Origin of the sequence: Reyranella sp., assembly GCF_965229815.1 — a bacterium.
Taxonomy (GTDB): Bacteria; Pseudomonadota; Alphaproteobacteria; order Reyranellales; family Reyranellaceae; genus Reyranella.
The window spans coordinates 895,439-920,252 of sequence record NZ_CBDDJN010000002.1 but is presented as its reverse complement, the minus strand read 5'-3'; the positions used below and the strand labels follow the sequence as shown (position 1 = coordinate 920,252).

The 24,814-nt window shown below is 68.7% G+C and carries 15 protein-coding genes and 1 pseudogene; 10 read left to right on the top strand and 6 right to left on the bottom strand.

Annotation, left to right across the window (positions count from 1 at the left end):
- The first annotated feature begins 1,273 nt into the window (after nucleotides 1-1,273).
- The 4 genes from ACO073_RS04935 (at nucleotide 1,274) to ACO073_RS04920 (ending at nucleotide 7,578) form a co-directional block, all read left to right on the top strand.
- On the top strand, nucleotides 1,274-2,626 hold the full coding sequence (locus tag ACO073_RS04935; protein WP_421995861.1) for an ATP-binding protein: 1,353 nt from the start codon (nucleotides 1,274-1,276) through the stop codon (nucleotides 2,624-2,626).
- Between the two features lie 2 nt (nucleotides 2,627-2,628).
- Nucleotides 2,629-3,576, top strand: coding sequence for an O-methyltransferase (locus ACO073_RS04930; protein WP_421995859.1), 948 nt, complete (start codon nucleotides 2,629-2,631; stop codon nucleotides 3,574-3,576).
- Between the two features lie 608 nt (nucleotides 3,577-4,184).
- Complete coding sequence (locus tag ACO073_RS04925; RefSeq protein ID WP_421995857.1) at nucleotides 4,185-6,152, top strand: hypothetical protein; 1,968 nt, start codon at nucleotides 4,185-4,187, stop codon at nucleotides 6,150-6,152.
- A 601-nt stretch (nucleotides 6,153-6,753) separates the two neighbouring features.
- The gene (locus tag ACO073_RS04920; protein WP_421995855.1) at nucleotides 6,754-7,578 is read left to right on the top strand and encodes a substrate-binding periplasmic protein; all 825 of its coding nucleotides are present in this window, start codon (nucleotides 6,754-6,756) and stop codon (nucleotides 7,576-7,578) included.
- A gap of 11 nt (nucleotides 7,579-7,589) precedes the next feature.
- Here the strand turns inward: ACO073_RS04920 and ACO073_RS04915 are convergent, their stop codons facing one another.
- The 4 genes from ACO073_RS04915 to argC all read right to left on the bottom strand — a co-directional run bounded on the left by ACO073_RS04915 (nucleotide 7,590) and on the right by argC (nucleotide 12,335).
- On the bottom strand, nucleotides 7,590-8,888 hold the full coding sequence (locus tag ACO073_RS04915; RefSeq protein ID WP_421995853.1) for an AAA-associated domain-containing protein: 1,299 nt from the start codon (nucleotides 8,886-8,888) through the stop codon (nucleotides 7,590-7,592).
- Between the two features lie 24 nt (nucleotides 8,889-8,912).
- Nucleotides 8,913-10,691, bottom strand: a complete 1,779-nt coding sequence (locus ACO073_RS04910) for an ABC transporter permease (protein WP_421995851.1) — start codon at nucleotides 10,689-10,691, stop codon at nucleotides 8,913-8,915.
- 68 nt (nucleotides 10,692-10,759) lie between these two features.
- Nucleotides 10,760-11,263: a hypothetical protein gene (locus tag ACO073_RS04905; protein ID WP_421995849.1), complete on the bottom strand. Its 504-nt coding sequence runs from the start codon at nucleotides 11,261-11,263 to the stop codon at nucleotides 10,760-10,762.
- A gap of 100 nt (nucleotides 11,264-11,363) precedes the next feature.
- On the bottom strand, nucleotides 11,364-12,335 hold the full coding sequence (gene argC, locus ACO073_RS04900; RefSeq protein WP_421995847.1) for an N-acetyl-gamma-glutamyl-phosphate reductase: 972 nt from the start codon (nucleotides 12,333-12,335) through the stop codon (nucleotides 11,364-11,366).
- A 254-nt stretch (nucleotides 12,336-12,589) separates the two neighbouring features.
- Here argC and ACO073_RS04895 point away from each other — a divergent pair, with 254 nt between their 5' ends.
- From ACO073_RS04895 to ACO073_RS04880, 4 genes are all read left to right on the top strand, one after another.
- Nucleotides 12,590-13,108 carry an L-2-amino-thiazoline-4-carboxylic acid hydrolase gene (locus ACO073_RS04895; RefSeq protein WP_421995845.1) on the top strand — a complete coding sequence of 173 codons (519 nt, stop codon included), beginning with the start codon at nucleotides 12,590-12,592 and terminating at the stop codon, nucleotides 13,106-13,108.
- Between the two features lie 53 nt (nucleotides 13,109-13,161).
- A complete protein-coding gene (locus tag ACO073_RS04890; protein WP_421995843.1) occupies nucleotides 13,162-17,298 on the top strand; it encodes an autotransporter domain-containing protein in 4,137 nt (1,378 codons plus the stop codon).
- 114 nt (nucleotides 17,299-17,412) lie between these two features.
- Nucleotides 17,413-20,328 carry an autotransporter outer membrane beta-barrel domain-containing protein gene (locus ACO073_RS04885; protein WP_421995841.1) on the top strand — a complete coding sequence of 972 codons (2,916 nt, stop codon included), beginning with the start codon at nucleotides 17,413-17,415 and terminating at the stop codon, nucleotides 20,326-20,328.
- Nucleotides 20,329-20,386: 58 nt separating this feature from the next.
- A complete protein-coding gene (locus ACO073_RS04880; RefSeq protein ID WP_421995839.1) occupies nucleotides 20,387-21,277 on the top strand; it encodes an outer membrane protein in 891 nt (296 codons plus the stop codon).
- Between the two features lie 20 nt (nucleotides 21,278-21,297).
- Here ACO073_RS04880 and ACO073_RS04875 read toward each other — a convergent pair whose 3' ends face one another.
- A complete protein-coding gene (locus ACO073_RS04875; RefSeq protein ID WP_421995837.1) occupies nucleotides 21,298-22,419 on the bottom strand; it encodes an ElyC/SanA/YdcF family protein in 1,122 nt (373 codons plus the stop codon).
- 460 nt (nucleotides 22,420-22,879) lie between these two features.
- Nucleotides 22,880-23,257, bottom strand: a pseudogene (locus tag ACO073_RS04870) (esterase/lipase family protein); the annotation flags it as partial.
- 35 nt (nucleotides 23,258-23,292) lie between these two features.
- On the opposite strand from ACO073_RS04870, the gene ACO073_RS04865 reads away from it, so the two are divergent.
- Both ACO073_RS04865 and ACO073_RS04860 read left to right on the top strand, forming a co-directional pair.
- The gene (locus ACO073_RS04865) at nucleotides 23,293-23,760 is read left to right on the top strand and encodes a methylated-DNA--[protein]-cysteine S-methyltransferase (RefSeq protein WP_421995835.1); all 468 of its coding nucleotides are present in this window, start codon (nucleotides 23,293-23,295) and stop codon (nucleotides 23,758-23,760) included.
- A complete protein-coding gene (locus tag ACO073_RS04860; RefSeq protein WP_421997395.1) occupies nucleotides 23,657-24,631 on the top strand; it encodes a uroporphyrinogen-III synthase in 975 nt (324 codons plus the stop codon). The genes ACO073_RS04865 and ACO073_RS04860 overlap by 104 nt, the downstream gene beginning before the upstream one ends.
- Nucleotides 24,632-24,814 lie beyond the last annotated feature (183 nt).

Genomic DNA, 24,814 nt, shown 5'->3' with positions numbered 1-24,814 from the left:
AGTACCTTCGAAGCGGGTCGGTCCCCGGCTTCGGTTCGGGAGCGTGAATTCGATCGCCCGTGCCGCCTTTGCCGTCACGCGGCCGACGCGGACAAATCCACAGCCAAGCGCCTCTACCCAGTCCGGTCTCCGGGATTGAGCCGCTTCAACCCACCGCTGTGCCAACTACCCCACCCGGCTGAGACAAACCCGTACTTGACCGCTTCGTCCCAGGAACGCGTCTGGCCCTGACCGAAGTCGACATAGTATTCGCCGTTCCAAGGCTCTCCTACCACGCGGCCCGAGGCGAGGGCGTTGACCTGGGTCTCAGCGGCATCTCTCCGCCATGCGCGGCCCAGCAGTTGGGTATCGCCGTCCGCGAAAACCCGAAAGAAGAGAACATTGATGGGGAATACCCCGGCCGCTCAGATGGACAACGATGCGCTCGGTGCTGTCGTCAAGTTCGGCGGCGACGACCACTATCTGGTGACTTCAATTCAGTGTGTCCTCGTCGACTTCGGCGCCTAATCGAACCCTGAACTCCGAAGCAAGGCCCTTTATCGTTGCAAAGGAGCCGTAGATTGCCGCGAGATCCTCCGACTTGAGGTCCGCAACGAAGCTGCCGTGGTCCAGTGCCTGCGCAACGACTTCCCGGGGCGTTCGATCTCGCTTCGGTTCAATCAGCACCAACGAACCGTCGAGCCAACAGATCGACGGTACCGCCAAACTTCGGAACGATCTGCCGGCCGCCTGTACTACAGCCGAGTGATCAAGCCCCTCGATTACGTCAAGGCTGAAGGTCGCCGTCGACGCAATCCATCGCACTGCAAGTCACCGAATGCTGCCTCTGGCTCAGTTTGCAGCCGTCCGACTACCAGGGCACCTCAGCACTGCCCCAAAGAACGCTCCAGTGCCGGTCGGGAAGTCCGGGCTGGCTCGATTCAACTATCTCCCATAGGGCTGACGCCCTTTTTGGGTGGAAACCAGCACCGCGAGCTTTCCCGCCGTGTCGGCATTCTTGCCCTGTCGTTGGTCCGGCAGTCGACGTAGTGCAGCCGCTACCGATCTCCCCTGGTTGCAATCGACCTGGCCTAGTTAGGCCATTCCTTTTGAGCGGGTCTCCACGGCGAGGCCGGGAGGCGACTACTGCGCTGGACTTTGGCGCAGATCGCTTACCATCTCCGCGACCGAGCGTTCTCAGACCGACACATTCGCAAATGAGGATTATGCGACTAACGGTTGCAGACCGTCCCCACGCCGCAATAGGATCATTTGGCAACATACGGTGATTCGGATGCCGATCGAGACTGAAGTACCGCTACTTGAGGACGAAATCGACGTAGCTCCGACTAAGTCGCTCTTCGTGGACATGCTAACGCGTGATATCGGCTTAGATCGCGCCGTTCTGGACTTGATCGACAACAGCATTGATGGAGCCCGCAAACTGCGCCCAGGGCCAAACGCGGATCTGGAAGGTCTCGAAATCGTGGTCAGTCTAGACGGAACGAGTTTTGAAATTCGAGATAATTGCGGTGGAATCGGGATCGACCTAGCTCACAAATACGCGTTCCGAATTGGCCGGCCCAGGGACATGCCCTCAACGCCAAGTTCTGTCGGGCAGTTCGGCGTCGGAATGAAGCGCGCCCTGTTCAAATTTGCCAAGAAGTTTGAGGTGCATTCGACGTCGACCACGGATCGCTTCAGCCTTGTCGTCGATGTTGATGAATGGCAGGAGACCAACTCTTGGCGCTTCAAGTTTCAGACAATGGAGCGTGATCTTCGCATTCCACTCGGCGAGACGGGAACAACGGTGAAAGTTAACGAGTTGCGGCCCGAAGTTGGAGCGCGGTTTGCTCTGGAAAATTTTCAAAATACGTTGAGAGATGCAATTCAGTCGACGCAGCAACAGTATATAGACCGCAAACTTCGAATTGTATTTCAAGGACGAACGCTAATAGCGACGCCTTGGAAGCTTCTGAGAGGTCAAGGGTTGGAGCCGGCCAGCAAAGAAGAAGTGATCAGTATTGAAGCCAAGGCGAACGTTTTCGTCAGGCTGTTTGCAGGTGTTGGAGAGTCAAAGCCTAGACAGGCTGGTTGGAGCGTTGTCTGTAACGGCAGAATGGTTTTGGACGCTGACCAAACCTCCGTTACGGGATGGTCTGAGCTTGCAGACTCAAGTGGCGTAGTTATTCCCAAGTATCACAATCAATTCTCTCGCTTTCGAGGTTATGTCTTTTTCGACAGTGAAGACACTTCGCTCCTACCGTGGAATACGACGAAAACCGGAGTCGATCTAGATTCGCCAATTTACCAGAAAATCCGCCTCTCCATGATTGAGGCTATGCGCCCTGTGATCGACTTCTTAAATGAACTTGATCGCGAGAAGGATGGCGAGGCAGAAAATCAGCCGCTAACAACCGCTATTGCACGAGCGGAGGCGATTGGATTGCGCGAGATCTCAAGAAAAGGACCGTTTTCGCGCCCTACTCCTCCGGCAAATCCAGGACCACCCACTATCAGTATTCAGTTTAGACGCCCGCGCGACCAAGTGGAGCGGCTTCAAGTTGAGTTAGCAGCGAGGTCCGCGCGGGACGTGGGCGAGAAGAGCTTTGATCTTGCCTATGAAAGATATGTAGGCGGCGAGTAGAAATGGCTGCGTCTTACAGAACAATTGACTATCGTATTCGGCCGGCAAAATACGCCGAGCGACTAATGATGTGCGATGCTTTTCGGCGCCTGAAATTCGCGAGTCTCGAGAGCTATCAATATGTCGGGCTTGGCTCCGTTTACTTCAGCGATTTCGCGCTGTTTCACAGATCTCTAGGCATCGACAAAATGGTTAGCATCGAGCGCGAAGTGGGCGACAAGCAGCGCTTTTCCGATAACTTGCCATTTGCCGCCATCCAGATGCAATGGGGCGATACGAAGACTGAACTTCCCAATATCAATCTCAACCTTAGATCCATTGTCTGGCTGGACTACGACGGCCGCTTAACGCGCGATGTAATTGACGACATTCGAAGTATCGCCACGAGAGTCACGAGCGGCAGCGTACTGGCTGTGAGTGTTCAAAGTGTTCCGGAACGCGACAAAAGGGAAAAGCCGGTCAGCATGAGGGAGCTACTAGTTGAACAGCTAGGCGATCACCGAATTGGGTCGAATGTTAAAGACAGAGACCTACTAGGATGGGGAACCGCAGATCTGTTCCGTAGGGTAATTCTGAATGAGATTGCGGAGACCCTGGCTGCGCGCAATGGCACATTGCCTGTCGGCCAGCAGATGAACTTCGAGCAAATATTTAATTTTCACTACAAGGATGGGGCACATATGTTAACCATCGGAGGCGTGTTCTTTGATAGTGGTCAGCGGCTGCTCTTTGACCAGTGTGCGTTCGGTGAGCTCTCGTTTGTGCGCAAGGCCGAAGAAGCCTTTTCGATCGATATTCCTCTTCTTACGAGTAGAGAGTTACGTACTTTAGAGCGGCAAATGCCCCTGTTAGGCACCGCCATCGCCGCCGGCTCGATGCCGAAGAGAGATGCAGAGGCATTCGTAAAAATCTATCGATATTTTCCCAATTTTTCGGTTGTAGAATTGTAGGATTAAAGTGCGGGCGTGTTGCGTACGTCATTTGCTGTGAGGAAGGAACGTGGGGAAGCTCCCTTATATCGCTTCGGCACGGGCGAGATCTGATGGCCATCTCCTATCTCTTGGCGTTGATGGACTCCCAAAAGGAGATCGAGGCATCCATCCACTGCGCTCGGCCTATTGACTTCGCAGACAAACAACTTTGCCCTTTGCAAGGATTAGGTCGCCCCATCACTTTGCTAGAACCAGAAACTCAGAAAAAGTGAACCGTTCGGCGAAAAGTATGGCTTCTGACCACTGGTGACCTGTTTTCTCAGGCACTAAGAATGACGCCCTATCCCTCTCAGCCGACTGAATGCTCGAAGTATCGAATCGTCGGCAAGAAGCGCATTCCCGTAGCATTTCAGATGTTGCGCGCGGCGATCGAGCCGCTAATCGCGGCGTGCTGATCAGCTGACATGACCAACCGCCCGCCACAACCCCACCGCGACGGTGTGCCCTTTCGGCAACTGTCCGCGGCAATCGCCGCGGCGGCGCGCAGGACACGGTATGGCCCGGATACCGCCACCGTTTCCGGGCAGAGGAGCGATGGGCTCCACCGCTGACCGGAGATCCGAGACATGGCCTGCAAGCGTTCCATTGCACCGCCCGGTCGCCCGCCGCAGGGCGACACCGATCCGCTTTCGATTCCCTCGCCTGTCGCAGCGTTCCCGCCCGTCCCGGCATCCGCGCCGCCGGGCGCGGCGACGCGGCGGCTGGTCGTCGTCGTGGCCTTCGACGTCGTGAACTTCAGTGCGCTCGTGGAAGCCGACGAGGAGCGCGTGCTGGCGGCGTGGCGGGCGTTGCGCGCGGCGATCGAGCCGCTGATCGCCGCCGGCGGCGGGCGGATCTTCAAGGCGCTGGGCGACGGGCTGCTGGTCGAGTTCGGCGCGCCGGTCGATGCGGTGCACGCGGCCCTCGCGGTCCAGGAGGCGGTGGCGGCGCGCGCCGACGCGGCGGCGGCCCGCGCGGATGCCGCGGCAGAGGCCGGCCCGGGTTTCGACCCTGCTGTCGACCCGGGGACAGCCGTCCCGCTGGCGCTGCGTGCGGCGGTGCACATGGGCGACGTCATGGTCGAGGGCAGCGACCTGATGGGCGACGGCATCAACGTCGTTTCCCGCCTGCAGGCGCATGCGCCGGCGGGCGGCGTGCTGGTCTCGGCGCCGGTGATGGACCTGGTCGCCGGCCGGCTGTCGGCGCCGGTCGCCGAGCTGGGGCCGCTCGGCCTGCACAAGATGCGCCGGGCGGTGCATGCCTGGCTGGTCGGGCCGGCGGCGGCGGCGCACGGGACCGACGCGGCGGCATCGGCGACGGCCGCGACCGAGCCCGCCGTCGCGGTCGGGAGCTTCCAGCGGCGGCGGCCGTCGATCGCCGTGCTGCCGTTCGTCGACCGCACGGAGGAAGGCGGCGCCTCGTGGTTCAGCGACGGGCTGGTCGAGGACATCATCGCCGCGCTGTCGTGCCTGCCCGAGCTGATCGTGATCAGCCGCGCCTCCGTGCTGCGCTACCGCGGCCAGGCGCCGGGGCCGGCGCGGGTGCGGCGCGAGCTCGGCGTGCGCTACATGCTGAGCGGCAGCGTGCGGCGCGACGGCGCGCGCGTGCGGCTGTCGGCCGAGCTGGCCGACTGCGAGAGCGGCACGGCGATCTGGAGCGACCGCTTCGCCGGCGAGGCGGCCGATCTCTTCGTGCTGCAGGACGAGCTCAGCGCCCGCGTCGCGGCGACGATCGCGCCGCACGTCCAGGAGCAGGAGCTGCAGCGCTGCCGCGCCAAGCACCCGGCCAACCTCGACGCCTACGAAAGCGTGCTGCGGGGGCTCGACCTTCTGTACCGGCCGCAGGCCGACGCGCTGGCCCAGGCGCTGCCGCTGTTCGAGCGGGCGATCGCGCTCGACCCGCGCTACGCCACCGCGTATGCGCTCGCCGCGACCTGCCACGGCGAGCGCTACTATGGCGGCGAATCGCCGGATCCCCTGGCCGACCACCTGGAGGCCGAGCGGCTGAGCCGGCTGGCGCTCACCTTCGACCGCTTCGATCCGCTGGCGCTGTCGCTGTGCGGCCACATCCGCTCGTGGCTGTTCCACGACTATGCGCATGCGATCGAGCTGTTCGACCGGGCGCTGGCGGCGAGCCCCAGCGCGGCCATCGCGTGGCTGCGGTCGAGCGCGACCTTCGCCTATATCGGCGAGCCGCGCGAGGCGCGGCGCCGGGTCGAGATCGGGCACAGCCTGTCGCCCTACGACGCGCAGGTGTTCTTCACCTACGGGCTGGCCGGGCTCGCGGCCTATGCCGCCGGCGACTGGGCGGAGGCGGCGGGCTGGGGCCGCCGCGCGATGGCCGCCAACCCGCGCTTCGTCGGCAACCTGCGCTTCCTGGCGGCGAGCCTGGCCGCCTGCGGCGAGCTCGCCGAGGCGAACGACGTCGGCCAGGCGCTGCTGCGGCTCAACCCGACCTTCCGGGCGCGCGCCTTCGCCGAGAACCACGCGTTCCGCGATCCGGCGCAGCGGCGGCGGTTCGGGGATCACCTGGTGGCGGCGGGGTTGCCGGCGTGAGGGGGCGAGACTTCGCGTAGAAGCATCCCATGAGCGCGACTGGAGTCGCGCGCCCCCAGCGAAGAAGTTCCGGCGGGGGGATCGAAGGCTGCCTCCAGCCCCCTCACCCAACCTCTCCCCCTGACGCGGGAGAGGAGCATGACGAAGAACGCACTCGGATAGCTTCACGACCTCTCCGTGGCGCGTGTTCGATCGCGGCTCGAACATCCCATGGGTGCGGGAGGTCCGCGCTCCGATGAGGCGGCGCTGGAGGGCGCGCTCCCGGCCGAGGGACTGGCCGGGAACGCGCCACGCCGTGGCGGGTCCTTCCTCGCAAACGCGACACACCCCAAGGCTGCCACAGGGCGCAGGTCGCTGCGCCTCCAGGGCGCGCGCCCGGCGTCGGGGGTCGGGGCGCGCGACGGCGGCACGCTACGCCGATCGCGCCACGGGACTGTGCGCGAGCGCACGCTGGCGGCGGCGGCCCGCTTCCGTCACAGCTTGGCCACGGGCTGTGCGACGGGGGTTTCGGTCATCGCAGCGAGGATGCACAATCCGGCGGTACGGCCCCTGCGTAGAGAAGCCCGGTCCAACCCGCGTCGGCCGAGAGCGAGGTTCGAGAATGATGCCGCTGCTGACCGTCCTCCGCCGCGCGGCGGCGTGCCTGGTCCTTTCGGCGATGGCCGCGGCACTCGCGGCGACCGGGGCGGCGGCCGCGGATCCGCCGTCGCGCGAGGCGCGCATCCGGGCGGCCGGACAGCTGCGGGTCTGCATCTGGCCGGCCTACTTCGCGATCTCCTACCGCGACCCCAAGACGGGGCAACTCGAGGGGCTCGACATCGACATGGCGAAGGCGCTGGCGGCCGACCTCGGCGTGCGCCCCGCCTTCGTCGATTCGACCTTCGCGACCTTCATGGACGATCTCGAGGCCGACCGCTGCGACATCGCCATGTTCGGCGTCGGCATCACCGAGCGGCGGCGCCAGCGGGTCGCCTTCTCGACGCCCACCCTGCGCAGCGGCCTCTACGCCGTGACGACCAAGGCGCAGACGCGCATCAGGACCTGGAACGACATCGACCAGCGCGGCAACGTCGTGGCGGTGCAGGACGGCACCTTCATGGAGCCGCTCATGCGCAACGCGCTCAAGAAGGCGACCATCACCGTGGTCGCGCCGCCGCGCACGCGCGAGGCCGAGATCGAATCGGGGCGGGCCGACGTGTTCATCTCCGACTTCCCCTACACGCGGCTGGTGGTGCGCACCCACGACTGGGTGCAGGTGATCGAGCCCAGCGACATGATCGCGCCGACCGACTACGCCTATGCCATGAAGCCGGGCGACGCGGCGTGGCTCGCGCGCGTCGACGCCTTCGTCGCGGCCGCCAAGGCCGACGGGCGGCTGGCGAAGGCGGCCGATCGCTTCGGGCTGACGCCGATCCTGCGCAAGTAGAGTCGTACCAGCTAGCGCGGATCGTCGAGGCTGAAGACGCTGGTCGCCTCGTCGTAGGCGAAGGCCTCGGCATAGCGGCCCCAGCCGGTGACGGCGCGCAGCGTCTGGTCGGCGAACTGCTCGGACATGTGGTCCTCGAGCTCGTCGCGGAAGCGGCGGGCCGGGGCGCGGTGGTTGCCGCGCTCGTCGAGCACGCGGCGGATATGGTTGGCGAGCGGCACGTGCGCCATCAGGTGCTGGGCGAACAGGCGCTTGCGCTCGTCGGGTCCGAGCCCGACGAAGCGGCGGCCGGGCTCGGTCAGGCGCAGGTCGCCCTCGGCCAGCTCGGCCAGGCGCAGGAGCTGCAGCGTCTCGGCCACCGGGAACAGATCGTCGATCTCCATCTGCAGCGCGGCGGCGAGCTCGGGCAGGTCGGCATGGCCGTCATAGGGCGGCGCCGCCACCGTCTCCAGGAGACCGGCCAGCAGGTTGGGCGACACGCGCGGCAGCGGCACGGCGAGGCCGGCGGGCGGCGCGGCGGCGTGGCGGTCGCCGGGCCGCGCGGTCATCAGGGCATAGATGTCGTCGACGAGCTGGCGGAAGGCCGGGTCGAGGCGGTTGCGCGGCTGCGGCAGGGCGACCGGGATCTCGGCCACGATGCGGCCGGGATGGGAGGCCAGCACCAGGATGCGATCGCTCATCAGCACCGCCTCCTCGATATTGTGGGTGACCATCAGGACGGCCGAGATCGGCAGCCGGCCCTCGTGCCAGAGGTCGAGCAGGTCGGTGCGCAGCGTCTCGGCGGTCAGCACGTCGAGCGCCGAGAAGGGCTCGTCCATCAGCAGCAGGCGCGGATGCACGACCAGCGCGCGGGCCAGCCCGACGCGCTGGCGCATGCCGCCCGACAGTTCCTTCGGATAGGCGCTCTCGTAGCCGTCGAGGCCGATCAGGTCGATCGCCTCCAGCGCGCGGCGGCGGCGCTCGGCCGGCGCCACGCGCTGGGCCTCGAGCCCGATCTCGACGTTCTGCTGCACGGTGAGCCAGGGGAAGAGCGCGAAGGTCTGGAACACCATCGCGACCTCGGCGGCCGGCCCGGCCACGGGATGGCCGGCGATCTCGACCTTGCCCTCGGTGGCGGGCATGAGGCCGGCGATGATGCGCAGCAGCGAGGACTTGCCGCAGCCCGAGCGGCCGAGCAGCGAGACGATCTCGCGGTCGCGGAGCGCGAGGCTGACGCCGTCCAGCACCAGCAGGTCCTCGCCCGAGCCCTTGGGATAGGCCTGGCGGACGCGCTCGACCGTGACGAGGGAATCCATGACGGGGGGATTCATGATGGTCTCCCTAATCTCCTTCCGTCACGTCAGCCGATAGCGCCGCTCGGCCAGCCGGTAGAGCGGCCGCCAGACCAGGCGGTTGAAGGCGACGACCAGCACCGACATGACGGCGATGCCCAGCACGACGCGCGGATAGTCGCCGGACGCGGTGGCGTCGGCGATGTAGGCGCCGAGCCCGGCCGCCTCCAGCTTCGTGTCGCCCCAGCTCGCGACCTCGGCCACGATGCTGGCGTTCCACGAGCCGCCGGTCGCGGTCAGCGCGCCGGTGACGTAGTAGGGCAGGATGCCGGGCAGGATCACCTGGCGCCACCATTGCCACGAGCGCAGGCGGAAGAGCTGGGCGGCCTCGCGCAGGTCGGTCGGGAAGGCGCTGGCGCCGGCGATGACGTTGAACAGGATGTACCACTGGGTGCCCAGCACCATCAGCGGGCTCAGCCAGATGTTCGGGTCGAGCTTCCAGTGGACGATCGCCACGACGGCGATGGGGAAGAGCACGTTGGCCGGGAAGGCGGCGAGGAACTGCGCCACCGGCTGGACGCGGGTCGCCCAGGCGGGCCTGAGCCCGATCCACACGCCGACCGGCACCCAGACCAGGCTCGCCAGCGCGATCAGCACGGCCACGCGCACCAGCGTGAGCAGGCCGAGCTCGACGGCGCGCGCCACGTCGGCCCAGCCCAGCGTCGTGTCGACGAAGGTGACGATGCGCCACAGCGCCCAGGCGGTGACGGTTGCCACGACGGCGAGCCACAGCCGGTCGAGCCAGCGCGTGCGCGCGGCGTCGACGGCGGCCGGGACCGTGGCGGGGGCTGCGCGCGCGGCGCGGCGCGGCAGCAGCGCGCCCAGGCGGCCCGTGGCCGCGGCGGCCAGGGCCATGGCGCGGCCCATCAGCCAGCGCAGCAGGCGGGCGCGGCGCCACAGGTCGTACATCCAGGAGCGCGGCCGGCGCTGGGACGCGGTCTGCTCGAAGCGGAACTTGTCGGCCCAGGCGACGATCGGCCGGAACAGGAGCTGGTCGTAGGCGAGGATGACCAGCGCCATGGCGCCGACCGCCTGCAGCACGGCGGGCACGTCCTGCCGGTCGATGGCCAGCGCCAGCCACGAGCCGATGCCCGGCAGGGTGACGGTGGTGTTGCCGACGGTGATCGCCTCCGAGGCGACGACGAAGAACCAGCCGCCCGACATCGACATCATCGTGTTCCAGATCAGGCCGGGCGCGGCGAACGGCGCCTCGAGGCGCCAGAAGCGCAGCCAGGGCGACAGCCGGAAGTGGCGGCTGGCCTCGTCGAGGTCGGGCGGCAGGGTGCGCAGCGACTGGTAGAAGCTGAACGCCATGTTCCAGGCCTGGCTGGTGAAGATGGCGAAGATCGCGGCGCATTCCGGGCCCAGCGTGCTGCCCGGAAACAGGTCGATGAAGAAGACGACGGTGAAGGTGAGGAAGCCCAGCACCGGCACCGACTGAAGGATGTCGAGCGCCGGCACGATCACCAGCTCGGCGCGCCGGCTCTTGGCGGCGAGCGTGGCGACCACGAAGGTGAAGAGGAGCGAGGCGGCGATGGCCGCGAACATGCGCAGCACGGTGCGCAGCGCGTAGCCGGGCAGGTTGGCGGGATCGAGGGTGACGGGCTCGCTCGTGAGCCGCGCCACCGGCTCGGCCATCTCGCGCGCGCCGTGGGCCAGCACCACGAACCCCGCCGCCACCAGCACGAAGATCGCGACGTCGCCGAGGGTCGGCAGCAGGCCGATGCTGCGCACCGGCAGCGGCGAGCCGGGGTCGATCCTGGTGGGGGTCAGGCGGGCCATCGTGTCTTCTCCGCCGAGAGCCATGCCAAGCCCCGATGACGGGCACATGACGGCCGGCGATGGAAATCCTACTTCGCGAGACCGGGGCAGAGCTGGCGGAAGATGACGAGCTCGATGTCGTAGTCCGAGGCCGGCGACCCGTCGAGCAGCGCGCCGGTCTCGAGGTCGCGGATCGCGTCGTCGGCCATGACCTCGCTGCCCGTCTTGGCGCGGCCGAGGAAGGCGAAGCGGCCGCCGAACATGTCGGTCCAGGTCTTCGCGACGCAGTCGCCGCTCACCCGGTCGGCGATCTTCACGTCGGCCAGGGTCTCGCGCACGCAGGCCGGCGAGGGATCGCGCACATACTCGACGCAGAAGGCCTTTGCGTCCTGCGGCGTGTGCTCGACCCGGATCACCGCATGGGCGGTACCGATGCCGGACTTGGACACGGTCGTGAGCTGCATGCCGGCGCGGGTGCCGTAGAGGATGCGGTCGTCGGCGGGTTGGGCCAGCGCGGCCGCGGCGGACAACAGGGCCGGCGCGGCGAACGCGAGGCGCAGGAACGGGAAGGTCATCGCGGCGTCTGGTGCCATGGCGCCCGCGGCGGGGTCAATCCGGGCCCGACGCGCCCCGGAAAGATTGAGACACACCGGAGCGCGGACCTCCAGGTCCGCGCTCCCAGGCGATGAAGCGCTATTCCGCGACGGCGAGGCCGGTGGTCTCCGGGACGCCGGTCTTGAGGTTGATCACCTGCACCGCGGCGCCCGAAGCGCCCTTGCCGAGATTGTCGAGCGAGGCGACGGCCAGGATCTGCTCCTCGGCGTCGTTGCCGTAGACGGCGAGCTCGAGCGTGTTGGTGTCGACCAGCCGGTCGGCGCGCAGGAAACGCTCGCGCTCCAGCCACTGGCGGTCGCCGAGCGGCCGCACCGGCACGAAGGTCTCGCCGGCATAGTAGTCGGCCAGCACGGCGTGCACGTCCCTGGCCGTCACCTTGCGAGCGAGGATGTCGCGGGTCACCGGCACCATGACCAGCATGCCCTGGGCGTAGTGGCCGACCGAGGGCATGAACATCGGCGCGTGCGCGAGATGGGAATACTTCTTCATCTCCGGCACGTGCTTGTGCGCGAGCTCGAGCCCGTAGAGGCCGAACGGCTCGACGCCGGGCTGCTCGTGAACGGCGATCAGCTCCTTGCCGCCGCCGGTGTAGCCCGAGACGCCGAACACGGCGGGCGTCGCGTCGGCGCGCACGATGCCGGCGTCGACCAGCGGCCGCAGCAGCGCGATGGCCCCGGTCGGGTAGCAGCCGGGATTGGAGATGCGCCGCGAATCGAGCAGCTTCTGCCGCTGGTCCCTGGCCATCTCGGGGAAACCGTAGGTCCAGCCGTCGGCGACGCGATGGGCGGTGCTGGCGTCGATCACGGCGGTGTCGGCGCCGCTCGTGTCGAGCGCGCCGACCAGCTCCTTGGCGGCGGCGTCGGGCAGGCAGAGCACGGCGATGTCGGCGGCGCCGGCGATCTCGGCGCGCTTGCCGAGGTCCTTGCGGTCGGCCATCGGCAGCTCGAGCAGCTCGATGTCGGGCCGGTCCTTCAGCCGGTCGACGATCTGCAGCCCGGTGGTGCCGTGCTGGCCGTCGATGAAGATCTTCGTCTTGTTGCTGCTGGTCATTGTCTTCTCTCTCGCAAATTCAGGGCCTGTGAAGGGGCCGGCTGGAGAAGGGAGGAAGGGATGGAAGCCGCCTGAACCTCTCCGGCGGCTTCACGATACGGCGCGCCTGTTACGCGCGCGCGTCCTCGCACCGCTCGGCAGAGCGGCGGCGTCGCGACCGGACGGGAGCGAACGAAATCATTGCGGGGCGGATATTTCATCGCGGGCGCGCGCTGTCAAGGTGTAGGCTCGGCCATCCCCTGCCGGAGCCAGCCATGAGCCAGAGCGAGCCGCAACCCGACCCCTCCGCCGCCCATCCCGAAGGCCTGTCGATGCTCGACAAGCGCCGGATCGAGGCCGAGATCCTGAAGGAGGTCTACCTCACCCTGAAGGAGAGCCACGGCGAGGAGGTCGCGAAGAAGACCATCGCCGAATCGGTGCGGCGCTCGGCCATCGAGCAGGCCCGCGCCTTCGCGGCGGCGGCGCCGGGCGGGCCCTCGCTCAAGGCCTTCCAGGACGTGATGCCGCTCTGGACCAAGGGCGGGGCCCTGCAGATCGAGGTCCAGGAGCAGAGCCCCGACCGCTTCGCCTTCAACGTCGTGCGCTGCCGCTACGCCGAGACCTACAAGGCGATGGGGCTGGGCGAGATCGGGCATCTCCTGTCGTGCAACCGCGACGGCGCCTTCTGCGAGGGCTACGACCCGAAGCTCAAGCTCGAGCGCACCCAGACGATCATGCAGGGCGCCAGCCACTGCGACTTCACCTACACCTACGAGAGTCCCTCACGCCGATGAAGAACCTGTCGAGAGAGGGCGGGTGCCCTCGGTGCGTCCCCGTCGACGACGGGTTGGCGCGGCGGACGCGGACAGCGAGGGCATGGCGGGCGATCGGCTTCCTCCGGGCGGCAACGCCCGGGCTCGCACGCCTGCGCCTGCTCGCCCATGCCGCCGTGCTCGGCTCCCTGCTGGGCGCAGCCTCCGCGACGGCGCAGACCTTCGTCGGCCAGGGACCCGGCCTGAGCATAGGAAGCTCCCAGGCCATCCAGAGCAATGACGCACCTCCCAACGGCACGGTCGGCGCGGCGATCCAGGCGGTGCTGCCCCATCCGACCGATCCCAACACGATGTACGTCGGCGGCACCAATGGCGGCGTCTGGGTGACGCACAATGGCGGCGCGAGCTGGACGCCGCTCAGCGACAAGCAGAGCTCGCTGTCGATCGCGAGCCTTGCCTTCGACCCGACCGACGCGAGCCGCAACACGCTGATCGCCGGCGTCGGCATCACCTCGAACGGCCTGGTGGGCAGCGGCAATGTCGAAGGGCGCGGCGGCCAGCGCATCGGCGTGCTCTACACCACCAACGGCGGCTCGTCGTGGAGCGAGCTGGGCGGGGCGACGCTCGCCAACAAGAGCATCGTGGGCGTCGCCGCCCGCGGCTCGACGCTGCTCGCCGCCGCCGCCGAGCCGCACGACACGGCAGCCGCGGGCGGGCTCTACCGCAGCGTCAATGGCGGAAGCTCCTTCGACCTGGTGAGCGGCACGCGCGGCCTGGCGAGCGGGCCGGTATCGTCGCTGGCGAGCGACAACGCCAATCGCGACGTGTTCTTTGCGGCCGTCAGCTCGACCGGAATCTACAAGAGCAGCAACGGCGGCTCCGACTGGAACCAGGTCCTGGCGCTCGGCGCCAACCGCATCGCCCGGGTGGCGACCGGCCCGAACGGCGCGATCGCGGTCGGCGTCTACGACAGTTCGAGCGGCAGTCCGACCAGCGGCCAGCTCGTCGCGATCCAGCACTCGCGCGACGGCGGCGCGACGTGGACACAGCTCGCCGTTCCCGACATCAACGCCGGCCGGCAGGCGTCGACCGACTTCGCCATCGCCGTCGATCCCAACAACCCCGACATCGTCTACGTCGCCGGCGACCGGATCGCCGATCCTCCGTACACCGTCACGGCCTTCCGGATCGTGCGCCAGGCCGACGGCACCTCGGTCGCCGAATCCCTGACCGACGGCGGCGCCAGCGACGGGTCGACGACTCACGCCGACGCGCGAGCGCTGGCCTTCGACGTGCTGGGGCGGCTGATCCAGGGCGGCGACGGCGGCCTCTACTTCCGCACCAATCCCGGCGGCACCGGCGTCTGGCGCGGGCTCAACAACCCGTCGCTGGCGCTGCGCGAGCCCTATGCGGTGGCCTACGATTCGATCAGCCGGCGACTGGTCATGTCGGCCCAGGACACCGGCTCGGCCTATCAGAGCGCGCCCGGCAACTCGAGCTACCGGGCGGTCGGCGGCGGCGGCGACGGGGTCAATGCCGTGGTGAACGACACGACGCTCCGCGAGCAGGGCCGAAGCGTCATCTACGTGACCTCGCAGAACCTGTCGCCGCTGACCCGGCTGCTGGTGGACGCCAACGGCACGGTGATCAACCAAACGACCTTCAACACGCGCGAAGGCACGTCGGACCTGGTCGGACTGGAAGGCGACGACTTCACCGCCGTTCCCCGGCGGGTGCCGGTCAGGTCCCTGCCGTTCTCGAGCCGGCTCGCCCTCAATCGCATCGACCCGCAGAGGATCGCGATCGGCACCAACTACGTCTACACGACGGTCGACGCGAACGGAGCGGCCGAGGAACTCACCCTCCTCAACCTCGGCACGCCGGGATCGCAGATCGGCGCGGTCGGGGCGCTGGCCTTCGGCACCAGGGACAACGACGACGCCGTGCTGGCGGGATCGACCAACGGCCTCTATCTCAGCAGCACGGCGACGGCAGGCTCGCTCGTGCAGCTGACGCAGTACACGGGCGACGCCCCGACCTCGGTGGTTTTCGATGCCCGCGCCTTCCAGCGCTTCTTCGCCGCCGATTCAACCCGGCTGTGGGGCACCGTCGACGCCGGCGCGACTCCCTTCACCGACCTCACGCCCAACCTGACGCCGCTCGACATCATCCGGCCGACCAGCGTCGAGTTCATTTCGAGCAACGGCGTCGAGGCGCTTCTGGTCGGCGGGTTGAACAACGTCGCCAACGCCAAGAGCCCGATCGCCGCGGCCGACAGCGACGCCGCCGGGATGCTGACCAACTGGCGCGCCTTCGGGGACGGCCTGCCGAACACCATCGTCAACCAGATGAGCTACAACGAACATGCCGACGTCCTGGCGGTGAGCCTGTTCGGGCGCGGCGCATGGCTGCTGTACGACGTGACGGCCTACTTCCCGACCGCCCTCGAGCTCCGCTTCGGCCTGGCCGACAACGATTCGGTGCCCGACGCCTCGTTCCTGACCGACGGCGCGCGCGCGAGCCGCAACCTGGTGAAGTACGGCTACGGGACGCTGACCATCGACGGCACGGCGACCTATACCGGGCAAACCGACGTGGTGGGCGGGCGGCTGGCCGTGAACGGCGACATCAGCCGGTCGAGCGGCATGATGGTCGGGTCGGGTGGAATCCTGGGCGGCACCGGCTTCGTGCCATCGACCGTCGTGGCGGGAACGCTGGCGCCCGGCAACTCGATCGGCACGATCACGGTCAACGGCAATCTCACCTTCCTGCCGGGCAGCATCTACCAGGTCGAGGTCGCCGGCACGACGGCCGACCTCACCACCGTCACGGGCACCGCCACGCTCTCCGGCACGACCCAGGCCCTGTTCGCGCCGGGCTCCCTCACGCGCAGCTACACCATCCTGTCGGCGGCCGGCGGCATCAACGGCAGCTTCCAGAACCTGACGGCGACCGGCCTGCCCGGCTTCCTCAGCGCGAGCCTGGGCTACGGTGCCACTGACGTGACCCTGGCCCTGCAGTCGACCATGACCGCGACGGCCGGCCTCGCCGGCAACCAGCTCGCCGTGGCGCGCGCGCTCGACACGGCGTTCAACGCCGGGCCCGGGCTCGGCGCCATGCCCGCACTGTTCGGGCTCTCCAACGGCCAGCTCCCGGCATCGCTGGAGCTGCTGGCCGGCGACAATGGCAGCGTCGGCCAGTCGATGGCCATCACCGCCGGCGGACAGTTCTCGGCCTTGCTGGCGAACCGCCCGGCGACGCGACGGGCCGAGGAACGCGGCCTCGCGCTCGCCGCCTGCACCGACGATCGCGCCCAGGCGTGCGACACGGCCGACGAGCCGCGCAACTTCAGCGCCTGGGGGACGGCCTTCGGCGGCGCCCAGTGGCTCAATGCCGATCCGGCGACGGGCAGCAATGCCGCCCAGCAGAACATCGGCGGCGGCGCCTTCGGCGGCGACTATCGCGCCGGACCGCAGACGCTGATCGGCGCCGCGGTCGGCTTCAGCAGCTCGAACTACTGGGTCGGCGCCACCGGCGCCAATGGCCGCGCCACCGGCATCCATGCCGGTCTCTACGGCCAGCACGACTGGCGGAGCTTCTACGTCAACGCGGCGCTCGCCTACAGTCGCTTCGACGGCAGCGCGGTCCGTCCGATCGTCGGGATCGGCACGACGGAGACCGAAAGGTCCTACGCGACCTCCAACCTGCTCGGCGGCCGCGTCGAGGTCGGCCGGCCGTTCGACGTCGCCCGGTTCGAGGACGGCACGCTCGGGCTGACGCCGTTCGCCGCGGTGCAGCCGTCCGTGCTGTGGACGCCGCCCATCGCCGAATCGAGCGTGACGGCGACCGGCTCGTCCGGCGCGTTCGGCCTGAACTACCAGGCGCAGTCGACGGGCTCGCTGCCGACGTTCCTGGGGGTGCAGGCCGATTTCACGACCGAGGTGAAGTCGCGGCCGCTGACGGGGTGGGTTCGGGCCTCCTGGGTGCACGAGTTCCTCACCAGCCGCAGCGTCAGCGCGGGCTTCGCCGTGCTGCCGGGCAGCACCTTCACCGTCGACGGCGCCCGCGCCGCCAGCGACGCCGCCCGTTTCGACTTCGGCGTCAAGCATGCGGTGGGCAGCCAGACCTCCCTGTTCGCCAGCGGCAACGTCGAACTGTCAAATCGCGGCCAGAGCCTCGCCGGTATGGTAGGATTGCGCGTCGTCTGGTGACGATCCTCATCCTTCCACCGTTTCAAGGCGCCCGGGTGTTCGGCCTTTAGTGCGGTCGGAGCCGGCAGCGCGTACATGCAATCGACGATCACAATTCGGGAGCGGCAAACCGACATGACCAATGGCAAGAGGCGGTTGAAGTTTGCGGCGGGGCTCACGGCATCGCTTCTTTGTTCGGTATCGACGGCGGCCTTCGGGCAATCGCTCAATTTCATCACCTTCGGCAATCCGGGCAGCGTGGTGACGACGGTCACCGGCATCCGCGACCGCAACATGACCGGCGACTATACGCTCGGCTCCGGCGGCGATACCGGCGGGCAGCTCTATACCCTGCCCTCTCTCGTGGCAGCGCCATACCCGACCGCGACGTCGTCGGGGGCAAACCTGACGGGCGCCACCACGAACACGCCCTACGGGCCGAGCTTCGGCTCGGCCACCGGCATCCTGCGGGTCACCGGCAGCTACAAGTCGCCGACCTATCCGTCACCGACCTTCGGCGACGTCGGCTATCTCTATGACGGCGCCAACGCGCCCGGCCAGCAGCTCACGACGCTGATCGCCAACAACGGCACCGCGTTCAACACGATCGGCCATTCGAACTTCGGCAACCAGCTCGTCGGCAACTGGGACACCGGAAACAAGGCGGTAGGCAACGCCTTCCTCTACGACATCGCGGCCGGCACGATGACCAACATCAACCGCCCGGGCCCCTATACCAGCACCACCGCCTACGGCGTCTACGGCGACCGCATCGCCGGCGGTTCAAGCCTCGGACCCGGCCTGTCGCGCGCCTACATCCTGAACCAGACGACCGGCCTCTACACCGACTACGACGCGCCGGGGACCGGCACGGTCGTCACGCATTTCGAGGGCATCACCGGCGGCGGCCGCGCCAACACGTACAATCTCGTGGCCGATTCGGTGGATGCCACCGGCACCCACGCCTGGGTGGTGCATATCGACCAGAACGGCAATGCGACCTGGACCGAGCTCAGCGTGCCCGGCGCCAGCACGACCTCGGCCAACTCGATCTATGGCAGCACCGCGATCGGCGTCTACACGCTGAACGGCGTGACCTACGCTTTCACCACGACGGTGCCGGGCATCTACAACCCGATCACCAACAACGCGTCGCTGACGAGCGCCGCGGCCGGTGCGGTGGCGCTGTCCGGCATCGAGGGCGACGACATCGTGAACAACGGCACGGTCGCGATGAGCGGTCCGGCCAGTGTCGGCATCAACATCAACACCTACGGCACGGTCACCAACAACGGCACGGTCGGCGTCACCGGCGCCGGCAGCTCGGCGGTGCAGCTCAGCGGCTCGTTCAGCTCGCTGCTGAACTACGGCACCGTCACCGCCGCGCCGGGCGGCCTCGCCGTGCTGGCCGATTCGACGGCGAGCGGCTCGATCGTGGTCAACTACGGCACCATCGACGGCCAGGTGCTGGTCAATGCCGGGCCCCTCGTGCGGTTCGAGAACAGCGGCTGGATGGGAATCGGCGCCGCCGGCGCCGGCGTCACCCACCAGGTTAGCGGCACCTTCGCCCAGACCTCGGCCGGCATCCTGTCGCTGCGCGTGGCGCCGAACGGCGTGTCGGACCAGCTGCTGGTCAACGGCGTGGCGCGACTGGCCGGCACGGCACAGGCGGTGTTCCAGCCCGGCACCTACAGCCGCTCGAGCTACACGCTGCTCACCGCGACGGGCGGGCTGACCGGCACCTTCGGTGCGCTGTCGACCGTCAACCTGCCCGCCTTCCTGTCGGCCAGCCTGGGCTACGGCACCAACACCGTCACCCTCAGCCTGCAGTCGGCGATGGCCTCGCTGCCGGGGTTGAGCAACAACCAGGGATCGGTGGCGCGCGCCCTCGACGGCGCTTTCAACAGCGGCTCCGGCCTCAACGCCGTGTCGGGCCTCTACGGCCTCTCGGCGCCGGAGATCGGGCAGGCGCTGACCGTGCTGTCGGGCAGCAACGCCAGCGTCGGCCAGGCCGCCTCGCTGGCCGCCGGCGGCCAGTTCGCCGGCCTTCTGGCGGCCCGCGCCGCCAGCCAGCGCGGCGGCGGCGCTGCGGCGCAGACTGCGCAGGCGCAGACCGCGCAGGCGGCGGCCGCGGCGGTTCCGGCCGATGCCTGCGGCCCCGCGACCTGCGATACGGCGGCGGCCAACTGGAGCGCCTGGGGCACCGCGTTCGGCGGCGCGCAATGGCTGAACGCCGACGGCGGCGTCGGCAGCCCGGCGGCGCAGCAGTCGATCGGCGGCGGCGCCGTCGGCATCGACGTCCGCGTCGGACCGCAGACCCTGGTCGGCCTGGCGCTGGGCCTGAGCGATTCCAGCTACTGGGTGGGCGCGACCGGCGCCAACGGCCGCGCCACCGGCTTCCATGCCGGCCTCTACGGGCAGCAGGACTGGGCCGGCTTCTACGTCAGCGCGGCGCTGGCCTACAGCCGCTTCGACGGCAACGCGACGCGGCCGATCGCCGGCATCGGCACGACCGAGACGGCCAAGTCGTCGGCGATCGCCAACCAGCTCGGCGGCCGCCTCGAGATCGGCCGCGCCTTCGAGCTGGCGCCGCCCGACGGCGGGCGCCTGACCGCGACGCCGTTCGTGGCGCTGCAGCCGATGCAGCTCTGGACGCCCGCCTACAGCGAATCGAGCGTGACCGCGACCGGGGCGCCGGGCGTGTTCGGCCTGTCCTACCAGGCGCAGTCGACGACCTCGCTGCCGCTGTTCCTGGGCGCGCAGTTCGACACCGAGACGGTCGTGCAGGGCCGGCCGCTCTCGGCCTGGGTGCGGGCGGCCTGGGTGCACGAGTTCCTGCCCGAGCGCAGCGTCACCGCCGGCTTCGAGGTGCTGCCCGGCACCAGCTTCACCGTCGACGGCGCGCGCGCCGCCTACAACGCCGCCCGCGTCGACCTCGGCGCGCGCTACGACATCGCCAGCCGGACCTCGCTGTTCATCAACGGCAGCGCCGAGCTCTCCTACCGCGGCCAGGCGATCGCCGGCGTCGGCGGGCTGCGCTTCTCCTGGTGAACCGTCTGCCTTGACCCCATCCCCCTCGGGCAACTAAATGCACCGAGGGGGATAATTCATGTCGACTGCAATCCGTGCCCTCGTGATCGCCGGGGTGATGGCCGGTTTCTGTCCGTCTTTGGTTCAGGCCCAGGAAACGGGCGTGCCGGCCAGCGGCTTCTATGCCGGCGCCGGCGTCAGCGCCAACCTCGTGGTGCCGACCAACCAGACGATCTTCTCGCAGGGCGTCTCCAACGTCTTCCAGGGCAGCACGCTCGCGGCCTACGGCGCGGCGGGCGGCCCGACCAACCCGCGCCCGCCGACCGCAGCCACGATCTCGCCGTCGGCCCAGCTCGGCTATTTCCAGCGGCTGAACGAGAGCCGGTGGCTGCTCGGCGGCAAGCTCACCTACAACTACATCGCCGCGACCGCGACGGACCACTACGTGGCGGTGCCCCAGATCGGGTCGTTCACCCAGGTGCCCGGCGGCCCCATCACGGCGTTCACCGGCAACGTCGTGGTCCGCTCCTACCAGATCACCGCCGATCATCAGATCGCGCTGGTGCCTTACGTCGGCTACACGTTCGATCGCAGCTACGTCTACTTCGGCGCCGGGCCGTCGCTCACGCACACCGACGTCAAGCTGAGCCACGTGGTGGGCTACGCCGACATCAACGGCGCGGTCGGCACCAACATCACCGGCGCACCGGCGACCTATTCGAGCGAGCAGTGGCTGATCGGCGCGACCTTCGCGGTCGGCGCCACCTACTTCCTGACACCGTCCTGGTTCGTGGACTTCGGCTACGCGTTCACCATCACCGATCTCTGGAATCCGACCTATTCCTCGCCCTTCAGCAACGACCCGATGGCCGCCGGGGTAACCTACCAGACCTCCGGCGTCCTGAGCGGCAGCTACACCGGCGGGCTGAACACCCACGCGCTCACCGTGTCGATCAACCGGCGATTCTGACGCCGGAAGGGAGCGAAGCCTTACGGCCAGTCGGCGATGAAACCCCGGGCGCGGTAGGGCGCGATCTTGGCGTCCTCGGCCAGGACGCGGGCGCGGAACAGCGGGTCGGTGTGCCAGCGCTCGACCGGCACGCCGTAGGGATTGACCGTCACCAGCATCTTCTCGACCTCGGGCCAGTGCCGCTGCAGCGTCATCGGATAGCGCCGCGCCGTGCAGACCTTGCCGAGGCAGATGACGCGCCGGACGTTCGCGCGTCCCAGCGCGGCATCGATCAGCGGCAGGGAGAAGATCACGTTCTCGCCGGTGTTGGTGGCGCGGTGCTCCTCGATGATGCGGCCGGCCGGCACGCCACCCGCCACCATGCCGGCGGTGATCACGCTGCATTCGGTGCGCGGATCGCCCTGGGTCGCGCCGCCGCTCACGACGGCATGGGGGTAGAGGCCGCGGCGCCACAGGTCGACGGCGGCGGCGATCAGCTCGGGCACGCCGCGGCGCTGGCCGAACACGAACAGCAGGTCGGCGGGCGCGAGCGGCGTCGAGATCAGATGCTCGGCATCGATGCGCGCGATCTCGCCGGCGGGGAGCTCGCTCAATTTCAGGAACTCGGCAATCGCCAGATGGTTGTCCTTCACCGGCCAGGGACGGATCGGGATCGTCTCGTTGTTGAACGTCGCGAGGATGGGGCGCGGTGCGGCATCGACGGCGAGCCTGGCCACCGAGACCGACGGCACGCCCTCGGGAATGCCGGGCGGCAGCTTGCCGTCGAGGCTGAACTTGTCGCGGCCGACGCCGAAGTAGCCGCGCGGACGGCTCATGGCGACCACCGCGGCGGCGCCCTCGTCGCCCTTGCCGAAGACGGCAGGACGCAGATGCACGAGGTCGCTCGAGCGCAGGAAGGGCGAGCGGTAGGTGTGGGTGATCGGCTGCGCCGCCATCGCCAGCACGAACTCGTAAAAGGCATCGGAGCGGCCGATGAAGGGCCCCCAGACGCCGTCCTCGCCGGTCGTCTTGCGATGGGCGGGCGCGTTGGTGCGGCGCTCGCCGGTGGCGGGATCGACCTCGTAGATCTCGACCTCGGCGCCGGACACCGGGCGGTTGGTGTAGACGCCGTCGGCGAGGCCGGTGACGCGGCCGTTCAGCACCGGCAGCGGCTCCTGGGCGATGAACAATGCTGGCCGGCGGCGCGCCGGCAATGAACTCGTACATCGCGGCGAAGGCCAGCTTGTTGAACGCCACCTCGCGATGGTCGAGCCCGTCGAGCACGACGTTGCGCGCGCCGCGCAGCTCCGAGGCATCGTGGCCGACCCCCGTCGGCTTGCCGGGCGCGCCGATGTAGCGCCCGTCGGGCTGCGAATACTTGTCGTTGTGATCGGAGCGGATCGCCATCATCGCCACACCCGGGATCAGGTCGTCGGCGCCGGCATTCAGGTCCTTCAGGAACGCGTAGGCGCCGTTGAACTCGGAGCCGACCAGCAGCGTGTCGGAGACGACGATGCCGCGGTTGGGCGTGCCGCACAGCACGGCGTGGCTGACCGCGGCGGCGCCGCCACCGTTCTTCAGGTAGCTGCGGATGGCGTTGCCGCCGCGCGACGAGCCGACCAGCGCCACCCGGGCGCGGCCGGTCGCACGGCGAACCGCGTCGACGGTGGCGGCGAGGGCCTTCATCTGGTCCTCGGCGGACGACCGGAAGGGCTCGGGCCGCGCATCCTCGCGGCGGGCGCTGGGATCCTCGAAGTCGAAGGCGAAGAGCTGGTCGCGCTTGTAGCCGTTGGCCTCGAAGCGCCAGACGTTATTGATCCACAGCGCGCCGGAATCGCCGTTGCCGTGCACGAAGACGACGGGCGTGTTTCCGTTTGCCGAGTCGACGGCGACGGCGAGCCTTGCGCGCGCGCCGTCGCAACCGTCGTCACGGCCGCAGCGGCGCCGAGCAGCGCCCGCCGGGTCAATCCCCTTCCGTCTCCCCCGATCATGGTCCCTCATGTTGGCAAATGACGCCCGCCAAGGCTACGCTTCCCATGATGTCCCTTTGTTACATCGACAGCCCGGTCGGCCGGCTGGCGGTCGAAGCGGACGACGCCGCCGTGACCGGCCTGCGCTGGGCGGACGCCGGCGAGCGCAGCCGCGAGCGGCAGCAGAGCCGCGTCCTGGCCGAGGCGATGCGCCAACTCGAGCGCTACTTCGCCGGCCGGCTGCGGCGCTTCGACCTGCCGCTGGCGGCGCGCGGCACCGCGTTCCAGCACCGCGTGTGGGCGATGATGAGCGCCATCCCGTGGGGCGAGACCGCGACCTACGGCGGCCTCGCGATGGCGCTGGGCTCGGGACCGCGTCCCGTCGGCATGGCCTGCGCGCGCAATCCGATCCCCATCATCGTGCCCTGCCATCGCGTCCTCGCGAGCGGCGGCAAGGAGGGCGGCTTCTCCGGCGGCCGCGGCCTGCCGACCAAGCGGCAACTCCTGGCGCTCGAAGGCGTCGTCCTGCTGTAACACCCCTCTCGACAGGGCGACGGCAGGCCATTGCGTCGGCCCCTGTCGCCCGCTACGGAGAGCGCATGCGCGTGCTGATCATCCGGCCGGAACGCGAAGCCACGGCGCTGGCGACGGCGCTCAGCGAGCGCGGCCACGTCCCGGTCATCGCGCCGCTGTTCCGCCTCGAGTTCCTCCATCCGCCGGCCGATTTCGCCGGGACGCTGGCGGCCTGCCAGGCCGTGCTGCTGACGTCGGCCAACGGCGCGCGCGCGCTCGCCGAGGCGAGCGACCAGCGCGGCCCGACCGGTCGTGGCGGTGGGCGACACGACCGCGAGCACAGCCGAAGGGCTGGGCTTCGGATCCGTCACCTCGGCATCGGGCGAACGGCGAGGCGCTGGCAGCCCTCGTGCGCCGGCAGTTCGATCCCGCGGCCGGGCCCTTGCTGCACGTGTCGGGCCAGGAGGTGGCGCTCGACCTGGTCGCGGCGCTGGCGCCGGCGGGCTTCGAGGTCCGGCGCTTCGTGCTCTACGATGCGCGCGAGGAGACGACGCTGCCGGAGCCGGCACGAGCCGCGCTCGAGGCCCGCGCGATCGACGCCGTCACCTTCTTCTCGGCGCGTGCGGCCTCGGTGTTCGCCACCATGGTCGACGATGCCGGCCTGGCGGCGAGCCTGCACGGCGTCACCGCCGTGGCCATCAGCCCGGCCGCTCTCGCCCCCGCGAGCGGCCTGCCCTTCAAGGCCGTGCGCACGGCCGCCAAGCCGACCCGCCAGGCGGTGCTCGACGAGATCGACCTGCTGGCTGCGGCCGGCCCAGACGTCGCCGAACAAGGACCTGCGACCATGAGCGATTCCTCCTCCTCTCCGCGGCCGGGTGGCCGAGCCCAATGATCGGGAGTCCGTCGGCGACGGGCCCGCGGTGCCGCCGGCGACCGGGCGCGAGCCGGTGATCGTGCGCAAGGGACTGGGCGTCGCCGGCGCCTTCGTCGTGGGCCTCGTGGCCTCGGCCGTCGTGCTGGCCGCTGCCCTCGCCACCCTGCCCTATTGGCCCGAGCCGGCGCGGTCGTTGTGGCG

Bases quoted from the DNA above. Each gene is read 5' to 3' on its own strand.
- ACO073_RS04935 (WP_421995861.1), top strand. From the start codon at position 1,274: ATGCCGATCGAGACTGAAGTACCGCTACTTGAGGACGAAATCGACGTA.
- ACO073_RS04930 (WP_421995859.1), top strand. From the start codon at position 2,629: ATGGCTGCGTCTTACAGAACAATTGACTATCGTATTCGGCCGGCAAAA.
- ACO073_RS04925 (WP_421995857.1), top strand. From the start codon at position 4,185: ATGGCCTGCAAGCGTTCCATTGCACCGCCCGGTCGCCCGCCGCAGGGC.
- ACO073_RS04920 (WP_421995855.1), top strand. From the start codon at position 6,754: ATGATGCCGCTGCTGACCGTCCTCCGCCGCGCGGCGGCGTGCCTGGTC.
- ACO073_RS04915 (WP_421995853.1), bottom strand. From the start codon at position 8,888: ATGAATCCCCCCGTCATGGATTCCCTCGTCACGGTCGAGCGCGTCCGC.
- ACO073_RS04910 (WP_421995851.1), bottom strand. From the start codon at position 10,691: ATGGCCCGCCTGACCCCCACCAGGATCGACCCCGGCTCGCCGCTGCCG.
- ACO073_RS04905 (WP_421995849.1), bottom strand. From the start codon at position 11,263: ATGGCACCAGACGCCGCGATGACCTTCCCGTTCCTGCGCCTCGCGTTC.
- argC (WP_421995847.1), bottom strand. From the start codon at position 12,335: ATGACCAGCAGCAACAAGACGAAGATCTTCATCGACGGCCAGCACGGC.
- ACO073_RS04895 (WP_421995845.1), top strand. From the start codon at position 12,590: ATGAGCCAGAGCGAGCCGCAACCCGACCCCTCCGCCGCCCATCCCGAA.
- ACO073_RS04885 (WP_421995841.1), top strand. From the start codon at position 17,413: ATGACCAATGGCAAGAGGCGGTTGAAGTTTGCGGCGGGGCTCACGGCA.
- ACO073_RS04880 (WP_421995839.1), top strand. From the start codon at position 20,387: ATGTCGACTGCAATCCGTGCCCTCGTGATCGCCGGGGTGATGGCCGGT.
- ACO073_RS04865 (WP_421995835.1), top strand. From the start codon at position 23,293: ATGATGTCCCTTTGTTACATCGACAGCCCGGTCGGCCGGCTGGCGGTC.